Below are 19,229 nucleotides of genomic sequence, written 5' to 3'. Positions count from 1 at the left end.
TTATACAGCCAACTTTTTAGCCATCAGTATCTTATGTTTAATTCAGTGGATTTACTTATCAAAACTTTTCAGTATGCCGTTCTAGTGCTAATTGAATTAAGCGGTCTACTAATTCGGCGAAGGAGATGCCCGAAGCTGCCCAAAGTTGAGGATACATACTGGTAGCTGTGAATCCGGGGAGGGTATTAATTTCATTAATTAGAACTTGGCCTGTAGATTCGACATAGAAGAAGTCTACTCGCGCTAAACCAGCACAGTCAAGGGCTAAAAATGCTTCGATCGCCATTGATTGAATTTGAGAGGCGATCGCATCGCTGACTTTTGCGGGAATAAATAGATCTGCTTGCCCATGTGCGTATTTAGTTTCGTAGTCATAGAAATCACTTTTATAAGTAATTTCCCCAACTATAGAGGCTTGAGGTCGATCGTTGCCTAAGACGGCGCATTCTAATTCTCTAGCAACTACTCCTGCTTCAACAATTATGCGGCGATCGTAACTAGCGGCGCTGTCGAGGGCGGTTTCAAGTTCTGGGCGCGATCGCACTTTAGAAATTCCTACTGAGGAACCTAAATTCGCTGGTTTCACAAAGCAGGGATAGCCTAAATTTTCTTCGATTTGGTCGCATAATTTGGGGAAAATGCAAGGATTAGACCAAACTTGCGATCGCGTGACAGCAGTATATTTAACTTGCGGTAAACCAGCTTGGGCAAATACCATTTTCATCGCAATTTTATCCATCCCCATTGCCGATCCCAAAACCCCAGAACCGACAAAAGGTACTTGCATTAATTTCAGCAACCCTTGTACAGTACCGTCTTCACCGTTTGGCCCATGTAAGACGGGGAACCAAACATCGACAATATCGGGCCTTGGGAATTGACCATAGGCAATTGGGGATTGAGGAGTGAGAATTAAATTTTCCCCTAAATTGGCGATCGCCTCTTCCCCCTCTAATTGTAGGGGTTTTCCGGTTTCTAAGACTTGTTGAGGCACTGTTCCTGCTAACCAGCGACCATCTTTTTGGATGTAAAAGGGTAGAACTTCGTATTTACTGGCATTTTGGTCGGAAGCGATCGCACGCGCGATCGCCCTTGCGGAACTAATTGAGACTTCGTGTTCCCCAGAACGCCCGCCAAATAACAGTCCTATCCGTAATTTCGTCATTTTTTATACTCCTACTAATATACTGAGTTAGCGCAGTTACCAAGGGAACAATAGCATATTAGCAGCGATTCATTAATTGAGTGTTCTCATCAGGAGGCGATCGCCAACTCCAAGCACATCAGCGGATGTACTGCAAACTGTAAATTGCACGAGATGCGATCGGCATATTCTATGTTGCCAGCGATCGACAATATAGAGAATTTCTAAAGATGCTAGAAACTCTTAAAAAAGTAATAGACAAATATCATACTCTTGGCATGGTTAAAGCTGACGAACTGCTGTTGCGTCCGACAGATGCACTTCGTCTTGCTGATGAGTTGGAACAGAGGGGGATTTTAATTCTAGGTGTAGATATTTGGTACTATAGCAATCCTAAATCATTTGTGAATTTCTTACTCCCTCCCCTTAGCAAGGGGAGGGTTGGGGTGGGGTAAAAAATTTACGATTCATTATAGGATTGCTATATATCGGCGATCGAATTGCTGAAGACCCAAGTTCATTAGATTTGAGTGAAATAACAAATGTAAAAGTTAGCGCCAAGCTTACTAGAGAATTTATTACCACTCACTTACCTGAAAAAACAGCATTTGTTTCATTTGTTCTAGAAGAAGATACAAGCGGGGAAACTGAGGGTTGAGATCGGATATAAGCAAACCTATTTGCCTTACCTTATTGTCGAACTTCCACAACATTTATCAACCCCCAATCATACTTATAAGCTGTTCGACATCTAAACTGCATTATCATGGCGGTATAATTTGTAGCAAGTTTCTCATATCGTGTAGCAATACGTCTCCATTGCTTGAGTCGGTTGATAGCACGTTCAACAATGTTGCGTTGACGGTAGATTTCACGGCTAAATAGACCGCGACGCAGTTCATTTGACAGTCGTGGGATGGTAAAACGGATACCTCGGCTCTGTGAAATAACTACGGATACGACGACCTGTGTAGCCTTTGTCCCCTACCACTCTTGAAGGACGGATACGGGGACGACCTCGCCCAGAACGTTTGACTGCTCCTTGTTCCATCAATTGTTCTAAAAATATTGACTTCATAAGTTGACCGGGAGTGAGAAGAAAAGTTATCGGTTTACCTTTACCCTCACAACGTATGTGTATTTTTGTGCTAAAGCCTCCGCGAGAACGACCTAGTTTCTCCTCTTCTTCGCCCCCTTTTTTCCACCTGCGGCGTGTTGGTGGGCACGAATTACAGTTCCATCAACGTAATGCACGTCAAGCGTCTAGGTTTCCTTGTTTGTCCGCATCGGCTTGTAGGTGTTCTAAGACTTGTTTCCAGATATCGGCTTTTTGCCACCGATAAAACCGTGTGGCTATACTTTCCCACTGTTCGGTACTTAAGTCTCCTCTATTCATGAACACACCTGCCTGCGATCGCCTATTTTTAGGATACAACGAGTTTGAAAACACGCCCTAGCCCTTAGCCCCTAGCAACAAGAATATTAATAAAACTTATCGGTGCTGCGGAAACTATGACTTCTCGGTAGATTGTTCTTAAAGATTTGTAAACTATTATCTATTATGGAGTCCTTTGCGCCTCTGATATTTTTTCAAGGAGTCCCATGAAGCAACTTGTGATTGCCGAGCGTTTCTGCCTCATTGCCCACATCGTCTCAATGGCTTTTGGACTGGCGGGGTTGTTGGTGGTGATACCCCGTCCCGAATTGATTATGAGCTTGCCACCTGCTGGACAAGTTCTGTTTCAGTGGGGGATGGCTGGGGGTGGAGTAGTCTACATCATCTTCGGTGCAGCAGCAGTTGCTCTCTATGCCTATCGAACATTAGGACTAGGGGCGACTTTGAGCTTTATGCTGCCCTCTGTGTTTTTATCGCTGGGGAGCGAGTTACTAGGAACGAGCACAGGTTTTCCCTTCGGCCACTACCACTACCTCAGTGGTTTGGGCTACAAGATTGCGGGGCTAGTCCCTTTCACAATTCCCCTGTCATGGTTTTATCTAGGATTAGTTTCCTACGCGATCGCCCGGGCGGGAGTAGCTGGTAGAGATGGCGAACTCAACTGGGTGCGCCAAATCGCAGCGATCGCCTTTGGTGCATTACTACTGACATCTTGGGATTTTGTCCTCGATCCAGCCATGAGCCAGACGATCGTACCTTTCTGGGAGTTTGAAGAGGTGGGAGCCTTCTTTGGGATGCCCTACCGCAACCTGGCAGGGTGGATGGGTACAGGAGTACTGTTTATGAGTGTGGCAGCATTTTTCTGGAGGAAAACACCCAATCTATTGCAGCGATCGCAATTAGGTTTGCCCCTAGTTGTTTATTTGATTAACTTCGCCTTCGGAGCAATTATTACCATCACCTCCCTAGATTCCCGGTTCTGGTTCCCAACATTACTAGCCGTATTTTTGGGTGTAGTTCCGGCTATAGCTTTGTCGTGGATGGCCAAGCCTCAAACTCAAGAAGCGGCTGAAACAATCTCATATCAGGATCAATTGGCTCTCAAGGCTGAAATTGCACCTCAGCCAGTGGGATTGCGAAAATAAATAGGAGCTAGGGGCTAGGGGCTAGGGGCTAGGGACTAGGGAAGAAGGGAATAGAATCAAGGTTTCCAGCAATCGCTCCTGTCCTAACTGTCAAGAAGGTTGCTATATCTTTTAGTCGGTTTTAGTCGTCTTTAGACGACTTGAGCTATTAGCCAGGGGTTGAAACCCCTGGCGGGTTCCAGTAGGATGATTCAATCTAGAGCGCAAACCCGGTTTCTTGAGGAAACTGGGTTCCCCTAGTCCTGGTAGAATATGAAACCACTACTTAAATTTCCAATCTAAATCTTTGATTCTTTCGCTCGCCCATTACCTATCCTCCCCTGATTTATCGATCGAAATTGCCAGTGTCGGACTGCTAGTGCTGCAATTACCAGCCGTAGCCATTCTCTTATCGCGGTTGATGAAAGGGCCCTCTCGCTATCCACCCTTGGAACCGCAGTCACCAACCCCAGATTTGGTAGGTACTTGTAGCGCGATCGTACCGACTTTAAACGAAGCCGATCGCATTTCACCTTGTCTAGCGGGATTAACTCACCAAAGTTACGAACTTCGGGAAGTAATAGTCGTTGATAGTTATTCCGAAGATGGAACGGGGGATTTAGTCAAAGCTACGGGACAAAATGACCCTCGGTTTCGCTTGATTAACGACGATCCCTTACCTTCTGGCTGGGTGGGCCGCCCTTGGGCCTTGCATACAGGTTTTTTGAACAGTTCCGATCGTAGCGAGTGGATTGTAGGGATAGATGCAGATACGCAACCCCATCCCGGTTTAATTGCCAGTTTGCTCAAGACAGCGGCTACTGAGGGTTACGATCTAATTTCCCTTTCGCCGCAGTTTATCCTTAAATATCCCGGAGAATTATGGCTGCAACCCGCCTTGTTGATGACTTTAGTTTATCGTTTTGGGCCGACGGGTACGGGGGCGGAATCAGCAGAACGAGTAATGGCAAATGGTCAGTGTTTTTTGTGTAAGCGATCGGTTTTAGCTCAATTAGGGGGCTATACAGCCGCAAAAGGTTCTTTTTGCGATGATGTCACCCTAGCTCGTTTTGCCGCATCTCTTGGGTTTAAAGTCGGGTTTTTGGACGGTGCGAAGGTTTTGAAGGTGCGGATGTATGAGGGAGCCCTTGAAACTTGGAAGGAGTGGGGGCGATCGCTTGACTTAAAAGATGCTTCTTCTCAGACTCAAATATGGGGGGATTTGTGGCTATTATTAGCAGTTCAAGGCTTACCGATACCAATTTTATTGAGCTATTTATTTTTGTCTCTACCTTTTTCTCTGTCTCCATCGCCTTCTCTATTTTTGTTAGGATTAAACCTATTTTTGCTTGCAATTAGGGTGGCTTTGTGCTTTGCGATCGCACCTTCTTATGACCGCACGCAAGCACAATCTAAGTGGATATTTTGGCTTTCTCCTCTCGCCGATCCCTTAGCCTTTTTACGAATTCTACTCTCTGCTATTAACAAGCCTACTCAATGGCGGGGTAGGAGTTATAACTAGGGGCTAGGGGCTAGGGGCTAGGGGCTAGGGGAAGAGAGGGGGAGCAGGGGAGCGGGGGAGCAGGGGAGCGAGGGAGGATGGGGAAGAGGGGGAGGATGGGGGAGGATGGGTAATTAGCCATTAGCCATTAGCCATTAGCGATTAGGACTTACGCAGGTTGTCGCAGAAACCGGGTTTTTAAGAGAATCTGTGGGTAAAAGCGAAGTATTTTCGTCAAAAAACCCGGTTTCTTTGGTTGGGTGCGTCAAGTCCTGGCTATAAGCGAGTGTCCTAACCGTCTTCACGGTTGCTATATTAATCAAAATAATGTCACTTCGAGTCGAGAAAATTGACCAGAAATGAGATCAATTCCCATAGTGACCGCCAACAACCTTACCCCGAAAAACAACATAATTGTAAATGTTGTAAAACAACATAATCGGAATTAGAAAGCCAATGAAGATAATCATAAAAACCAGAGCACTTGGGGAAGCTGCTGCTTGGTAAATCGTGATTTGAGTCGGGATAATATAGGGAAAAACGATCAATCCTAGTCCCAAGAAACTCATCAAGAAAATTAGGATAGTCCAGATAAAAGGTGTCCTTTCTTCCTTGCGCTCAATGCTTCTTAGCAATAGCCAAATTAACAGGACTCCCACCAGAGGAATGATAGCAAAGATATAAACCAACGGGGCATCAAATAACTTTGTCCTCGCACTTTCTGAAAAAACTGGAGTGACAATTGTAATCAAGATAGCTCCAATTAGCGTTGTAATTGCTGCAATTTTCGCCGTGCGATAGTGAGTAGTTTGTAGTTCCCCACCTGTTTTCATAATTAAATAGGTGGAACCAATCAAAACATAGCCTTGAATTAGCGTCAAAGCGACAACAATTGACCGCCAAGTTAACCAGTCCCAAGTTGTGCCGATAAAGTGTCCCGCTTGGTCAACTGCAATGCCTTCTAGCACCCCACCAAGGGCTAAACCTTGGGCGAAAGATGCTAGAAAACTACCCGCCCCAAAAGCATAATTCCAGAATAATTTCCGGTTAGAATGTTCGCGAAATTCAAAGGCAACTGCCCGAAAAATCAACCCGAACAACATCATCATAATGGGGATGTATAGGGCGTTTAAAATTGTGCCGTAAGCTAGGGGAAATGCACCAAAAAGTGCGCCTCCCATTAACACCAGCCAGGTTTCATTGGCATCCCAAACATTTCCCAGACTGGTCATTAAAATGCCCCGCCGTTCTTCGTCATCAGCAGTTAAGGACAAAATTCCTACGCCTAAGTCAAAACCATCTAGCATGACATAGAGCAATAGAAAAAGAGCTAAAATTACAAACCAAACTTGGGGAAGAAAATGCTCTAAAGCTGTCATAAAATCTCCTATTGCTGTGCTTCTGCCGGTCGGCTATCGGGAATGTGTTCGGCCGGTTCTATCTCAATTGCTGGTTCATCTTCTACTTCTAAACTTGGTACTGGTAAACTGAGATTCGGGCCTTGACGAATAATTCTGCTACCAAAATACAAGGTACAAATTAATAGAAAGCTGTAGACAGTAGCAAAGGTAATTAGGGAACCTAAAACATTACTGGCGGGAATAGCAGAAACAGCATCAGCCGTGCGAATTTGTCCGTAAACAGTCCAGGGTTGTCTACCTACGCAGCGCACTATCCAACCTGATTCTACAGCAATATATCCCAGGGGAGCGGCTAAAATCCAAGCTCGCATTAGCCAAGTTTGGTTAGCAATATTTTCAGCAGAAAGTTTGCCTCGAATCCACTGAATTACACTGAATGCCATTAATGCTGCAAAGTAGAAACCAATAGCAACCATGATGCGGAAAGAATAGTAGATTAAACCTACCATTCGGGGTCTATTTTCTGGTTTCCATTCTTTGAGACCAAGGACGGGTTCTGACAGTGTTGGTTTAAATTCTAGAACTAATCCTAATGTTTTAGGTATTGCTAGTTCCCAGTCATTTTTTTCTGCTTTTTCGTTCGGTAAAGCTAAGGCTAGCCAATCGGCAGATTTTCCTGCTGGAATTGTTTCCCATTGAGCCTCCATTGCTGCTAGTTTGGTAGGCTGATAGTGATAGACTTGTTCGGCGCTTAAATGGCCGATATAAATTTGCAAAGGGGCAACTGCGATCGCAGCGGCTACTACAATCTTTAATGAGTAAGAAAAGAAGGCTGAGTGTCGCTTATTTAAGATGTACCAGGCACTAATACCACCAATCACAAATAGCGATGTTTCCAATGTTGCAAAGAACATATGGAGAACGCTATTGAGCATAAATGGATTGAGGATGGCTTCAAAGTAATCGGAAACGATAAATTTGCCATTCACAAAGTCTCCACCTGCGGGACTTTGCAGCCAGGAATTAGCTACTAATATCCAGAAGGTTGAGAGGTTAGCACCGAAGGCTACCATGATGGTAGCGAAATAGTGAATGACAGGATTAACTCGCTCCCAACCAAATAACATGATGCCTAAAAAACCTGCTTCTAGCATGAATGCCATTGCAGCTTCAAAGCCTAAAATACTGCCGAAAAAGTCGCCCGCTGCTTCGGAAAAATGGAGCCCAATTTGTGCCAAATTGAAATTCCATTGGGATGCCGGAAGCTACGCCAATACCGAAGTTAAGGACGTAAAGTTTTGCCCAAAAGCGAGCGTGATGGTAGTAGTCAGGATTGCGGGTTTTTAGCCACATTCCCTCGACTATTACTAGATAAATTCCCATGCCTGTAGTCAATACTGGCCAGAGGATATGGAAGATCGCAGTCAGTGCAAATTGCATTCGCGATAGCGCGAGGGTATTAGAGAAAAAATCCATGTCTGACCTCGGTTAGTTAGTAAACCTTAAAAGATTGACTGTTCTGATTGTATATTAAACCTGTTACAAAAGCTATTCCCTAGATCCTTCGGCGGTTGAAACCGCTACTACACAAACGAAGTCCGCCTGCGCGGACTAAGAAATAAGGGGATGTTTAAGCGGAGTTTGGTATTAGTAATTAGCCATTATAAATTATCTAACTGTAACTTGGTAACTCAATTTAAAGGGCTGAAAATTAGCTCCAGCTTTGGCTTTGCCACTGAGTTCTAGTGCGTAAATTCCGGCTTTAGGGAATACGATTTTAGCTCCGGGAATGCCTTTGTATTGTTCGGCTGATATGGCTTCTAAGCTGGGCTGCATCAAGGGTTTTTCGCCTGCTTTATGGGGATGATTGTAGACGGCTAACTGGCAATTGCATTGTTCTAAGGGGATAATTTGACCGCCTTTACGAGTGAGGGCAAACCATACGCGAGACTGTTCTCCGGCGCGGGGATTATGATTTGGTTCGAGGTGAAATGTAGCTGCGACATCGCCAGAAACTTCGACTTCGTGCGCTAAAGCAAAATTAGACTTAAGTGTAAATATAGTTGATATTGCTACATTTACTAATAATCCTAAAAAAACTAGCAATCCTAAACTTTTACTTTTGTTTAATAGGGGAAACATAGAACCTCTCCAAAGATAAAAGTGTCCAAAATAGGTGCGATCTAACTAACAAAATCGAGAGCGCGATCGCGCCTAATAATGCCGTCAATAGCTTATTTTGCGCTGTCCATTCAAAGCCGCCGAGATAGTGGGAACCGATCGCGATCGCATGAACCGCACATAGCAGGAAAGCGGGCACGCTTAGCAGGTGAATTTGCCGCCACCGCCTGCCGAGGTAATTTTGGGCGCGATCGCAACTTGTAATCGCCGCAGGAGTCATCAATAGCAACGCCGTCACCCCCGCAGCCATACCTAACTGGTGCAATGGCAACATAAAAGATACAGCTTCAAAATTCCATCTCAGCGCGTGATCGATCGCGTGTAAACTATGAGCAATTGCCAGCACAAACGCTGCCACACCCAAGGCGCGGCGGTAACGCAAGGGTTGCGCCCACAACTTGCTGACAGGACGTGCGATCAGTGCTAGCATTAGGCATAGTAGCGATCCGTGAGCGGTGAAATCCACCATTTCATCGGTTCGCAACAGGGTTAAAATGCCGATCGCGATCGTTACCCAACCTCCCATCTGAAACAGTTGACTGCGCCTCGAAGCACTCAGTCTACCAGCAAAAATCCCCACCCCTAGCATAGTTGGCAGAGTTCCCAGTCCAAACGCTAGCATCGTCGCCGCACCCAAAACCACGCTACCAGTTTCAGCCGCCTTAATTTGCGCCACATACAGAAAACCGCAGGGAATCAAACCCCAAAGCAATCCCAAAGCTGCTGGCATCCACCAGCTTTTGTGCGCGGAAACCCCGATCATTGCCTCTTGTATGCGTTGATGCGACAGCGGATGCAGCATCGGCAGACGCGGCAGCAAGTTGGGTTTAATTTGCAGCAATCCGAACCAAATCAACATTAAACCTGTAAGAATTGCGATCGCGCGGCGCAATCCGCTACCGGTACCGGCCATTTGTCCGCTAGCAATTAACACCGAACCCACTCCCCCAATAGCACTACCTGCGATCGCATAGGCCACAATCCGGCCTAAATTTAGCAGCAGATGAAACCGCAGGGCAGCGCTTTTTTGGTTGGCGGTAGTTTGGGAGAGAGAGAATGCGATCGCCAAGGGGCCGCACATCCCCGCGCAGTGACCAAAACTGCCCAGAAATCCCAAGGTGCTAATTAACATTAGGTCTAGCATCTTGCTGTTCCTCAAAATGCCATATAAATTAAATCGATGCTAACTGATTTTGTGCAGCATTACTAATATCTAAGTGAAGAGTTGACTTTTGTCAAAAGACAAGACGTAAAACTTCTAGGACTTAGGAAGAAATCAGAAATCAGGCGCACAAGGAGGCACAGCCTTTACAGAAATCGTTTTTGTACTTCATTTACCAGCAAAAGTGCTGTAAAAGGCGATCTGAGATCAATTTTTAGGGGATGGCACTTGAGGTTTATAGAACTCAATTCCACAGCTTGCGGCTTTTTCTGCTAGGCGACGAATATAAATTCGACGCGCTTCTCTACCTTCTGCGTTCTCTCGATTAGCGATAATAAAACGTGCTAATTCTTCACGACTCAGATTGTCTAAATTCACTTTATCCATTGTCTTGTTCTCCCAAAAGATCGTCTTCGTTAAGGAAATCGCCATCGGGACAATTGTGCTATTCTAGCACAATAGAAATGAGATAATGTTCATTATTTTAAATAATTACAAAGATATGACATCATGGAAACGACTATAATCTACAAATCTTTTACCATCCGAGGATTTCGATAAGATATCTACAAACCGCACATTCCAGAGAATTTCTCCAGCTAGATAAGAATGACGAGCGTGAATAGTTTGAGAAACGGTCTCGTCAAGTCCAGTCATAGTCGCTACAATTTCAACTTCCTGGCTAAATAAATCCTCTGCTGTCAATCCATAGAGAGGACTATTCTCATCAATTTTGTGCATAATAGTCCAAGTTAATGCAAAAATAGGCGTTCGGCTGCGAACTAAATTTAAGTCGTAGAAACGGCGCATAAATTGTCCCTCAGCAGTAACTTCATCGCGAACTAGAGTGAGTCGCTGCTGAGCTTCTAAAATTTGATTATAGCGTTGATTTGCCGTGCGGTACATTAAAGTTAATACGCCATTTTGAGGAGCAATAACAGCAATACGGCTGAATAAAACTTTAGCCGTAGGTTTGGAAAACCTAGTAAAAGCTAAACCTGTCACCATCGCCACTCCTAGCAAACCAAAAAGCGCTTCCACAGCAACAATGATATTAGCATAGCTAGTGCGCGGATACATCGCCCCATAACCAATAGTAGCCATTGTTTGAACGCTAAAGAAAAAAGTATCTTTGAAAGAACCCGGTTGAGCGTTAGCAATGCAGTCTCCTCCCGCTAAGTAGGCTAAGGCAAATAGAGCATTACTGATTACATAAACTAAAGCAATTAGCCCAAAAAATCCGAACCAAGAAATTGCTTGTAACCAGTGATATAGATCGCCTAAACGTAAGGGAGATGTACCCATTCGCACAATATTTAAATTGAATTGTCCATTTTTGCCTACTAAACGCGCTTCCTGGTGGTGGCGATGTTTTTTCATTATGATTTGTTGGTTGTTGGTTGTTAGTTGATAGTTGATAGACACAATTAAACGTAGGGTGGGCGTTCGCCTCAAAAAGGCTGTAACTCATAGCAGAAGATGGTTGAGGCGAGCGCCCACCCTACAATCACCAATTCACCAATTACCAATTACTTAATTCGATTTTCCCGTTGACCAAACAAAACAAAGTGTTCAATTCCACTTTGATAAACTCCAGCCTTAACTGCCACTGCTACATCAGGATTATCTCGCAGATAACTAACTTCATTTACCAAGGTACTAGGCGATCTACCTTCAAATTGTCCTACCTTTGTAAAATGTTCATAACCACTACTAAATAACCCGCTGGCTACAGCTTCAGCTACTTTTGGATTCTGCTCTAAATAAAACTGCTCATCAAAAAAAGGACTTCCTTTCCTCCCTTCAAATTGCCCAAACAAAATAAAATGTTCGTAACCACTGCGGAACTTCTTTTCACTCAAAAATGTAGCCACGCCGGAATTTTGTTCGAGATAATAACTCTCATTATACAAATTTCTGGGATCTCTTCCTTGAAATTCTCCTCTTTTAATAAAGTGATCGAAACCACTACGAAAAACCCCATTACTAACTTGCTCTGCTACATCAGGATTGAGAGCTAAATAGAGCTGATTGTCAAATTTAGCACTAGGATTAAGACCTTCATATTGCCCAAATAGAGCAAAATGTTCAAACCCATTGCGGAAAGTTTTATTAGCAACAGCCGCCGCTACCTGTGGATATTGAGCTAAATAAAAACTCTCATCAAATAAAGCTAGCATTGCCATAGCACGATCGGCATTTAAAAAGCCATAACCGCTGGCAAAATCGAACCCTGGATCGGCCGCAGTTGTCCCCGGATCGTTCATATCTACAGCAGTCACTCTCATCGCTATTGCCACATCATTAGGAGTTGCCCAAGGTGCCACTTGTAGCATTAAAGCAGCTACCGCCGCTGCATTCGGAGCCGCCGCTGAAGTACCGAAGAAATTGGGTAATCCATCGGCCTCAAAAGAGCCATTTCCTTTGGGATCTGATAGTCCGTAAAATGTAGTATTTACTCCATCAGGAGCAACGATATCTGGTTTGAGTCTGACTTTAGCTTGCTCTAATCTCTTACCATTGATATCAAACAAAATTGGGATGCCGCCAACGCTCGAAAACTGTTCTAAAGTTGGGCCACCAATTAATTCATTAAATGCGGGCGTATCTTGATAATTAGTCGCCCCCACTGCAATCGCACCGACTGCATTTTTATGTCCATATAAAGTTGAACTATTAGTCGGGAATTCTAGATTAGTTGGCAAGCCCACAGGTGCATTAAAAACATACCTAATTTGCTGCGGATCGGGGCCACTCGCTCGGACAATGGCTATATTAAATTTGCTAGTTTCTTTACCCAAATTGGCAAAGGACACAAATTCAATTGGCCCGCTAGCTTTACCTGTATTGGGAGATACTTTGGTATTATCGATCGCACTACCACCGACTACGGCCGTACCATCGGCATTCAAGATATAAACATCTAAATCTGTTGCCGTTGTCGCTACTTCTCCTCCAACATAAAAAGGTTCATCCCACTGTAAGGTAAAAGCAATTCTTTTACCAGGATCGAGAGTAAAACCTTGTAAAAAATCAATGCCGGGGCCGGGGTCAAAATCGTGGGCTACGCCACCTTTAAAACTTGACACCGGAATGTTACCACCAAGGGTGGAAATATTATTTTCTGGTACAACTGCAACTGGCAATTGACCGGGATTAAAAACAATTCCTGAGTTGACAAAAGCGCTTTGATAACCATTGCGGTCATTGTTGCCAGTAGAAGTGAAATAAGTAATTCCCTTGCTGGTAACTTCATTTACTGCCTGGGCCGCATCTCCGTCTTGAAAAAAAGGCGATTCAAAGCCATTAACATTGTCTATAATAATGTTAGCACCAGCAGCGGCAAGGGAACGAATGGCATTACCAACGGAGCGATCTGTAAAAGATTTACCAGTAGCATCACTGGCTGTATGAAATAGTAACTTGGCACCGGGAGCGATATCGTGAATTAGTTGCATTAATGCTCGACCTTCATCAACTCCCGTCCCAACAGTTTCCGCTAAAACCTGTATGGGGGTAGTGCGACCAAAGGGATTAGTAGGGCCGGGAAGATCGCCGGAGTTGATATCATCTATTGCGTTTTTTGTATCTCTTTGATTAATATCATAGCTATCAGAAATTACCCCAATTGTAATTCCCGTTCCATCCACACCTTGCAACACGCGAGCGAAGTCAGCATACATCGATCTGTTAGCTTGATTTTCAACACTACCTGCACTATTAGGACTCACAGAAGCAATAGATTTTAGATTTTCTCCTGTTAGGGGATCGCTGTTTTGGTCTACTTTCGCGATCGCACCTGAAACCCCCCCAGCCGACAAGGGCTGAGTGCTACTATCGGCAAGCAACAATGAATCTAAGCTGCTAGACATAACCTCCGCGACTTGAGTAGCAGCAATATCGGGGTATAATCCCTGATAGAACTCTCTTTGGCTAGCAGTTTTGTTGGATAATTGGTTAAACTGGGAAATCAGCCAGGGCTGCTCGTCAGGGTTCAAGTACGGAGTGTGGGCATTAATCATACAAACTGAGTTAGCGATCGCATCACAATAACTTTGTTATACCTTAACCGCTTAACCGCTGATGGTGCGCGTTGACCATTACTTCGTAAGGTAGGCACTACCACAAATAATCTATTACTTACAGTCAAAATCTAAATTGTGATAGCGCCCAACCTAAAATTACCCGCACTCACCCCTCACGTAACCCCCCCTTTGGGCAAGTATATTTACCACCCAGAGGGCGGCGTTACAAACAATTATTTTCCCAAAAAATTCAATTTTTCAGAATCAATTTTGAGCCTTTTCGCTTCAAATAATCAGGGCATTTCACAAAAAAACCCAGTTAGGAGAATATCTTCATGGCCGGCCCAAGTGCAGATAACCTTGCTTATTTATTAGACGAATCGCCTAACAGTTTAACTCTAACTCCAGGCTTTTTAGCTCCTTACCCAAAAGGACTATTTGCCCTTGGTGGCAATGATTTTATCCTGGGTTCCTCCGATGGCGAAATAATCGACGGCGGCGACAATAACGATCGCCTGATCGGAGGTGGCGGTGCTGATACCCTAAATGGTGGTAGTGGTGACAACTTCCTCATCGGCAGTCGAGGTGATGATATTCTTACCGGTAACAGTGGTAAAGATATCCTCCGGGGAGGTCAAGGCGACGACTTACTCATCGGTTTTGAAGGCGACGATGTACTCGTTGGCGACAAAGGTAGAGACATATTAAAAGGTGGCGAAGGATCGGATTTATTTGTCCTCACAACAGAAACCGCCGCACAAAACCCCGAATCTGCCGATATCATCACTGACTTCAAACACTTTTTCTGGAAAAACTTAATCGGCTTAACTGATGGCTTAACTGTCGCTGACATCACCTTAGAATCAGCTTCCCTCAATCCCGGCAGCAATGATACTTTAATTCGGATTCGCGAGTCTGGAGCCATTTTAGGCTGGGTTACAGACGTATCCCCCGACTATCTCAACGGGCGTTTCGTGGCCGCAGATACTAAATTGGGAGATGAACTCGGAAGCGCAACTAATCTTGGTTCCCTGAGCGATAATCCTACCGTGAGCGGGTTTGTTGGTGATGCTGAACCAGATAATTTCTACCGTTTCACACTCCCTGTCACCAGCGACTTAAAGTTAAACGTTACAGGTTTAAGTGCAGATCTTGATGTAGCCCTAATTAAGGATATTAATAACAATAACGCCGTTGAACCACCGGATATTGTTCAAGTCTCGGAAAACTCAGATGCGAATGCAGAGGAAATTAATCTCAACGATTTATTACCAGGTACTTACTTCGTGCGAGTTTTTCGATTTGAGGAAGCGCAGACAAATTACACTATGAGTCTATCTGCAATCCCTAGTCCTCCCCCCCCACCAGGTAGCAGCGCGATCGCAGGTTACGATACTACTTTCGGCTATGGTTTGATTAACGCAGCAACCGCTGTTGCTCAAAGCATTGGCAAAGCACCTTTTCCTGATGTCCCCAATTTGGGAGGAGATGAATGGGGACGAGATGTAGTAAATGCTCCCGAAGTTTGGGTTCAGGGTTTCACTGGCGATGGCATTGTCGTCGCTGTTGTGGATAGCGGCGTTGACTACGATCATCCTGACTTAACTGGGAATATTTGGACTAATTCAGGGGAATTTGGCATTGATGCTAATGGTGTTGAAAAAGCTACCAACGGCCTTGATGATGATAGTAATGGCTTTGTTGACGATTTTCGAGGTTGGGATTTTGTCAACAGCGATAACAACCCGATGGATGAAAATAGTCACGGTACTCACGTAGCAGGAATTATTGCTGCTAAGAAAGACGGAGTGGGAATCACTGGAGTAGCTCCAACTGTGAAGATTATGCCCGTAAGAACTGTAGATAAAGATGGCGTAGGAAAAGTAAGTAATGGCATTGCTGGCATTCGCTATGCTGTCGATAATGGAGCCGATGTAATTAATCTCAGTTTTGGCGGAAATGACATGGAAGCTGAAAGGCTGGATGCCATTCGTTATGCTGAATCAAAGGGTGTAATTGTAGTTTCTGCGGCTGGAAATAGTAGTAATGGCCGGCCGAATCTTCCTGCTCGTTTGGCCGATGAAGTAGGTATTGCTGTGGGTTCAATAACGCGGGATCTGCAATTTTCTGAATTCTCTAACCGTGCTGGAGTTGTCGCGATCGATTATGTGATTGCGCCGGGAGGAAATGGAGGACGTTCGGATGTCGAAGATGTTTATTCAACAGTACCATTATCTTTGCCCGGTATTCCTTACCGCTACTTTTTCGGTACTTCTATGGCGGCTCCTCATGTTGCTGGTGTAGTAGCTTTGATCCGTCAAGCTAATCCCAATTTGACACCTAAAGAGATTGAGAAAATTGTTGTGGAAACTGCAAATCGTTCCGATCTATAGCAACCGCTTTCAGCGGTTAGGGGCTAGGGGCTAGGGGCTAGGGGCTAGGGAAGAAGAGGAAGAAGGGGAAGAAGGGGAAAACAGAGGCTACGATGCTCCGATGCTCCGATACTCAGGGAAGAAGAGGATCAACAAATCGGTCGCTGTCCCGGTTTCACTGCATGAATATACTCGCTACCTGAGATCGGCCATCCTCTTTTATAATAAGCTTCCTCTGGCTTGCCCCATCCCAACTGCAAGAGCATTTCTAAGAAATCTAACTTCTCCCACTTCCAGATAGCGGCCCATTCAGTCCGCTGCACGATCGCGTCTACATCCTCCGCCCCAATTTCCCGATAGTCCTTGCCACTGTTAATACTTAAATACAAGTCCATTTCAACTGTTACTCGCTGCCAGAATTCCAGTATCGAAGCTTTAGCCTGTTTTAATACCTTTAAATCAATAGGCAAAGCAATTAATTGATCGTCTACGGCGGGATAACACAGAGTATCGCCGTGAAGTGTTATTTCCCGCCAGACAATCCCAGAAACTTGATGTTCCTCCTGGTACCGATGAACAGCAGCTTTAAAATCTTGATAAGCAGTAAACTTTTGAACGCCATCAGATTTCAGAAAGCGGTCAATCACAGGGTTGCCTGTCGAAGGTGTCGCTGCCAGCTTGAGACGCTGCCCCTGTAAGCACGCTTGGCGCTCTGCCTCTAAAATTTTAATCAGTTCTGCCGTGCTGTAGACTTTGGACATCAGAAGCCCCTTATTTTTGCCAAACAGCCCTTCTGATTTTAGATTTTAGCCCAGATTTGGCACTCTCAACTGTCACAAGGATAGAAAAGCTAGAAACAGAGTCAAATTTTGAGTATAAATACTCTTTACCTTCGGGCTTTTACCTTCTCCTGTAAGTCTTTTCTACTTGAGGTGTTCGACGGTCAGAAAACCTTGAGGCGATCGCTAAAAAAGGCGTAGCGATCGACGTTACTCAGTCCCACCGACAATTTCACATTTTGTTAAATTTGTCAATACGTAAACCCTATTTCTTTCCCAATCCCCACTCACAATTTCGATAAAAAACTGGACGTGGTGAGATGGTACTCTCTAAAGAAATACTGTGTGTAAAAGTGGGAGTAATAAACAAATGAAAAAATTAGGTCGCCTGTTGGCAGTATTCACCTTGTTGGTAAGTTGCTGGGGATGGCTGGGACATCAGAATGTTCTGGCCGCAGATTTGAGCAATTTGGTCTTGCCTTCATCATCTTCCTTGGCCGCTGTCACACCGAGAACTAATCGGGCCGACGATAAGCTGGCCACAGAATATGGCAAAAAACTTGATTTGAACAACAGCGGTGTGCGAGATTTCCGGCAATATCCAGGGATGTTTCCGACTCTGGCGGCATTAATTATTAAGAATGCTCCTTACGAAAATGTTAAGGATGTGCTCGATATTTCAGGTCTAACTCAAGCTCAGAAAGACTTGCTGCAAGCTAACCTGGAGAACTTCACCGTTACTGATGTCGAATCAGTTTTCATTGAGGGTGACAACAGATTGAACAACGGACTTTACGACTAGACAAGTCATTAGTCCTATGTCTGGGAGCTGATGTCTGTCTTAAGTTCCCAAGGGGCGGGTTTATGAGATATTCGATCGGTATCGAAAAATCTCATAAACCCGCCCCGCCTATATAATTCCGATGCAACCGGATTTGATATGACGCATTCATTGCTGGAATGTCTAGTTTTTGCGGCACAAAGGTTACATCTGAAGGAAGAAGGAAGAAGAGGGAATGAGCAAGAAGGAACGAGGAATGAGGAGTATGGGGAACTAGGCGATAATATTTCAAACTTTACAATTGAAATTTTAGACAATTAGCCTCACCAAAGAGGTATGATAGAAGAGTTCCGAAAAGAATTACCTATATTGATGTGGCATAGTGCTGGGATTTGTCAGGTACAAAAGGCTTTGGATGATGCGATCGCTCAAGTTGAAATTCGGCGCGAACAATTGGCTACCCTTCCCCTTAGCTAAACTATACTGAATTTACAGTCGGGCAAAACTCTTAATTTTTCTCTACCCAACCCATATAACTGCGACTTACAAACTTGGGCAGAAAATTACAACTTACTCGCTCTCGGCGACTTAATTCTCATGAAGTGCTGCCTTCGGATTGAAAGTAGAGGCGGTCAGTATCATTTCAATTTATCCCCTCTCAGACCCAGACTGGTGCAGCCACACCAAGCGTGCGACTAGATAGTTGGAGCAAATTCCCTGGTATCAGAAATCCGTAAACTCCAAAACCTACAGAAAAAACTACAAGATTAGCGTGTCCCAGTGCCATCACTTTTTGGATTCCCATTTGGATCGGGTTCGTAGTTTGCAACGTTCAAAAAAACCGACAGCTCAGAATTTACTGCTGTGGCTCTGTTTGAGGTCTGTTTGCTAATTTCTGTACACGCGATCGCCATCCCTGGTGTACTTAGATGTACCCCAAGCGCCAATATTGCCATTGTTGTAAGCCTAAACCAAGTACCCATATTACCCAAAGCCCCATAAAAGTCACCACATTAAATACATTCCCCAATAACTTAATTATATCCGCCATGTCCGTATATTCACTGACATCCTTAATATTTTTAAAATTTTGTTTGAGTAGATTCTCAGATAGCTATTCAACTCAACGCTGATTTAGTCACTCCGAGTTATTAACAGAATTTTAGCTGATATAGTATTAAAAGATTCTTAAGACTTTCATAAATTTGACTTATCGTTGTTAGGGAACTACAACCTAAGCAGAAACTTATAGATTTCTGATTGACAGACTTGACATTTACTAAAAACTAAGCTATGTCATTTCTTGATTCTAGCAGAAGTTACGCCAAATAGTGTAAACCCCCCTAAAAAATTAGGGGGGAAATCTGTATTCAAAAATACATTATTTGATTGACACTCCCCTC

General features: G+C 44.3%; 20 protein-coding genes and 2 pseudogenes. 7 read left to right on the top strand and 15 right to left on the bottom strand.

Annotated elements, in window-relative coordinates:
• Window positions 1–58: 58 nt before the first annotated feature.
• On the bottom strand, window positions 59–1,165 hold the full coding sequence (locus OSCI_RS15335; RefSeq protein ID WP_007355927.1) for a D-alanine--D-alanine ligase family protein: 1,107 nt from the start codon (window positions 1,163–1,165) through the stop codon (window positions 59–61).
• A gap of 209 nt (window positions 1,166–1,374) precedes the next feature.
• Between OSCI_RS15335 and OSCI_RS15330 the strand changes: the two genes are divergently transcribed.
• Window positions 1,375–1,599, top strand: coding sequence for a hypothetical protein (locus OSCI_RS15330; protein WP_007355926.1), 225 nt, complete (start codon window positions 1,375–1,377; stop codon window positions 1,597–1,599).
• 235 nt (window positions 1,600–1,834) lie between these two features.
• On the opposite strand, the gene OSCI_RS32250 is transcribed toward OSCI_RS15330, so the two are convergent.
• The 4 genes and pseudogenes from OSCI_RS32250 to OSCI_RS32240 all read right to left on the bottom strand — a co-directional run bounded on the left by OSCI_RS32250 (window position 1,835) and on the right by OSCI_RS32240 (window position 2,540).
• Window positions 1,835–2,041 (bottom strand): transposase, encoded by a 207-nt coding sequence (locus OSCI_RS32250; RefSeq protein WP_420705289.1) that lies wholly within the window; start codon window positions 2,039–2,041, stop codon window positions 1,835–1,837.
• Window position 2,042: 1 nt separating this feature from the next.
• A complete protein-coding gene (locus OSCI_RS32245) occupies window positions 2,043–2,222 on the bottom strand; it encodes a hypothetical protein (RefSeq protein ID WP_007355924.1) in 180 nt (59 codons plus the stop codon).
• Window positions 2,223–2,225: 3 nt separating this feature from the next.
• Window positions 2,226–2,389 (bottom strand): annotated as a pseudogene (locus OSCI_RS32440) (IS5/IS1182 family transposase); the annotation flags it as partial.
• Window positions 2,390–2,399: 10 nt separating this feature from the next.
• Window positions 2,400–2,540, bottom strand: a complete 141-nt coding sequence (locus tag OSCI_RS32240) for a hypothetical protein (protein WP_007355923.1) — start codon at window positions 2,538–2,540, stop codon at window positions 2,400–2,402.
• 206 nt (window positions 2,541–2,746) lie between these two features.
• On the opposite strand from OSCI_RS32240, the gene cruF reads away from it, so the two are divergent.
• Both cruF and cruG read left to right on the top strand, forming a co-directional pair.
• Window positions 2,747–3,685 (top strand): gamma-carotene 1'-hydroxylase CruF, encoded by a 939-nt coding sequence (gene cruF / locus OSCI_RS15320; protein WP_007355922.1) that lies wholly within the window; start codon window positions 2,747–2,749, stop codon window positions 3,683–3,685.
• A 286-nt stretch (window positions 3,686–3,971) separates the two neighbouring features.
• The gene (cruG, locus tag OSCI_RS15315) at window positions 3,972–5,186 is read left to right on the top strand and encodes a 2'-O-glycosyltransferase CruG (RefSeq protein ID WP_007355921.1); all 1,215 of its coding nucleotides are present in this window, start codon (window positions 3,972–3,974) and stop codon (window positions 5,184–5,186) included.
• A 344-nt stretch (window positions 5,187–5,530) separates the two neighbouring features.
• Here the strand turns inward: cruG and cydB are convergent, their stop codons facing one another.
• The 7 genes and pseudogenes from cydB to OSCI_RS15280 form a co-directional block, all read right to left on the bottom strand.
• On the bottom strand, window positions 5,531–6,544 hold the full coding sequence (cydB, locus tag OSCI_RS15310; protein WP_007355920.1) for a cytochrome d ubiquinol oxidase subunit II: 1,014 nt from the start codon (window positions 6,542–6,544) through the stop codon (window positions 5,531–5,533).
• 8 nt (window positions 6,545–6,552) lie between these two features.
• Window positions 6,553–8,002, bottom strand: a pseudogene (locus OSCI_RS15305) (cytochrome ubiquinol oxidase subunit I).
• Between the two features lie 192 nt (window positions 8,003–8,194).
• Window positions 8,195–8,668, bottom strand: coding sequence for a hypothetical protein (locus tag OSCI_RS15300; RefSeq protein ID WP_007355919.1), 474 nt, complete (start codon window positions 8,666–8,668; stop codon window positions 8,195–8,197).
• The gene (locus OSCI_RS15295; protein WP_007355918.1) at window positions 8,643–9,851 is read right to left on the bottom strand and encodes a sulfite exporter TauE/SafE family protein; all 1,209 of its coding nucleotides are present in this window, start codon (window positions 9,849–9,851) and stop codon (window positions 8,643–8,645) included. Before OSCI_RS15295 ends, OSCI_RS15300 begins: the two co-directional genes overlap by 26 nt.
• Before the next feature lie 225 nt (window positions 9,852–10,076).
• Window positions 10,077–10,256, bottom strand: a complete 180-nt coding sequence (locus OSCI_RS15290; protein ID WP_007355917.1) for a hypothetical protein — start codon at window positions 10,254–10,256, stop codon at window positions 10,077–10,079.
• Window positions 10,257–10,361: 105 nt separating this feature from the next.
• Window positions 10,362–11,249 carry an ion channel gene (locus tag OSCI_RS15285; RefSeq protein ID WP_007355916.1) on the bottom strand — a complete coding sequence of 296 codons (888 nt, stop codon included), beginning with the start codon at window positions 11,247–11,249 and terminating at the stop codon, window positions 10,362–10,364.
• A gap of 149 nt (window positions 11,250–11,398) precedes the next feature.
• On the bottom strand, window positions 11,399–13,891 hold the full coding sequence (locus tag OSCI_RS15280) for a S8 family peptidase (protein ID WP_007355915.1): 2,493 nt from the start codon (window positions 13,889–13,891) through the stop codon (window positions 11,399–11,401).
• Between the two features lie 338 nt (window positions 13,892–14,229).
• On the opposite strand from OSCI_RS15280, the gene OSCI_RS15275 reads away from it, so the two are divergent.
• The gene (locus OSCI_RS15275) at window positions 14,230–16,287 is read left to right on the top strand and encodes a S8 family serine peptidase (protein ID WP_007355914.1); all 2,058 of its coding nucleotides are present in this window, start codon (window positions 14,230–14,232) and stop codon (window positions 16,285–16,287) included.
• A 128-nt stretch (window positions 16,288–16,415) separates the two neighbouring features.
• Here OSCI_RS15275 and OSCI_RS15270 read toward each other — a convergent pair whose 3' ends face one another.
• Entirely contained in the window at window positions 16,416–17,027 is a 612-nt protein-coding gene (locus OSCI_RS15270; protein WP_007355913.1) for a hypothetical protein, read from the bottom strand.
• 388 nt (window positions 17,028–17,415) lie between these two features.
• Here OSCI_RS15270 and psbU point away from each other — a divergent pair, with 388 nt between their 5' ends.
• The 3 genes from psbU to OSCI_RS30765 all read left to right on the top strand — a co-directional run bounded on the left by psbU (window position 17,416) and on the right by OSCI_RS30765 (window position 18,303).
• On the top strand, window positions 17,416–17,847 hold the full coding sequence (gene psbU, locus OSCI_RS15265; protein WP_007355912.1) for a photosystem II complex extrinsic protein PsbU: 432 nt from the start codon (window positions 17,416–17,418) through the stop codon (window positions 17,845–17,847).
• 138 nt (window positions 17,848–17,985) lie between these two features.
• Complete coding sequence (locus tag OSCI_RS30770) at window positions 17,986–18,147, top strand: hypothetical protein (protein ID WP_007355911.1); 162 nt, start codon at window positions 17,986–17,988, stop codon at window positions 18,145–18,147.
• 15 nt (window positions 18,148–18,162) lie between these two features.
• Window positions 18,163–18,303, top strand: coding sequence for a hypothetical protein (locus OSCI_RS30765; protein WP_007355910.1), 141 nt, complete (start codon window positions 18,163–18,165; stop codon window positions 18,301–18,303).
• A 181-nt stretch (window positions 18,304–18,484) separates the two neighbouring features.
• Here OSCI_RS30765 and OSCI_RS30760 read toward each other — a convergent pair whose 3' ends face one another.
• Complete coding sequence (locus OSCI_RS30760; RefSeq protein WP_007355909.1) at window positions 18,485–18,631, bottom strand: hypothetical protein; 147 nt, start codon at window positions 18,629–18,631, stop codon at window positions 18,485–18,487.
• A gap of 120 nt (window positions 18,632–18,751) precedes the next feature.
• A complete protein-coding gene (locus tag OSCI_RS32020; RefSeq protein WP_007355908.1) occupies window positions 18,752–18,877 on the bottom strand; it encodes a hypothetical protein in 126 nt (41 codons plus the stop codon).
• Window positions 18,878–19,229 lie beyond the last annotated feature (352 nt).

The organism is Kamptonema sp. PCC 6506, assembly GCF_000180455.1.
Taxonomy (GTDB): Bacteria; Cyanobacteriota; Cyanobacteriia; order Cyanobacteriales; family Microcoleaceae; genus Kamptonema; species Kamptonema formosum.
This window is presented reverse-complemented; position numbering and strand designations above follow the sequence as displayed.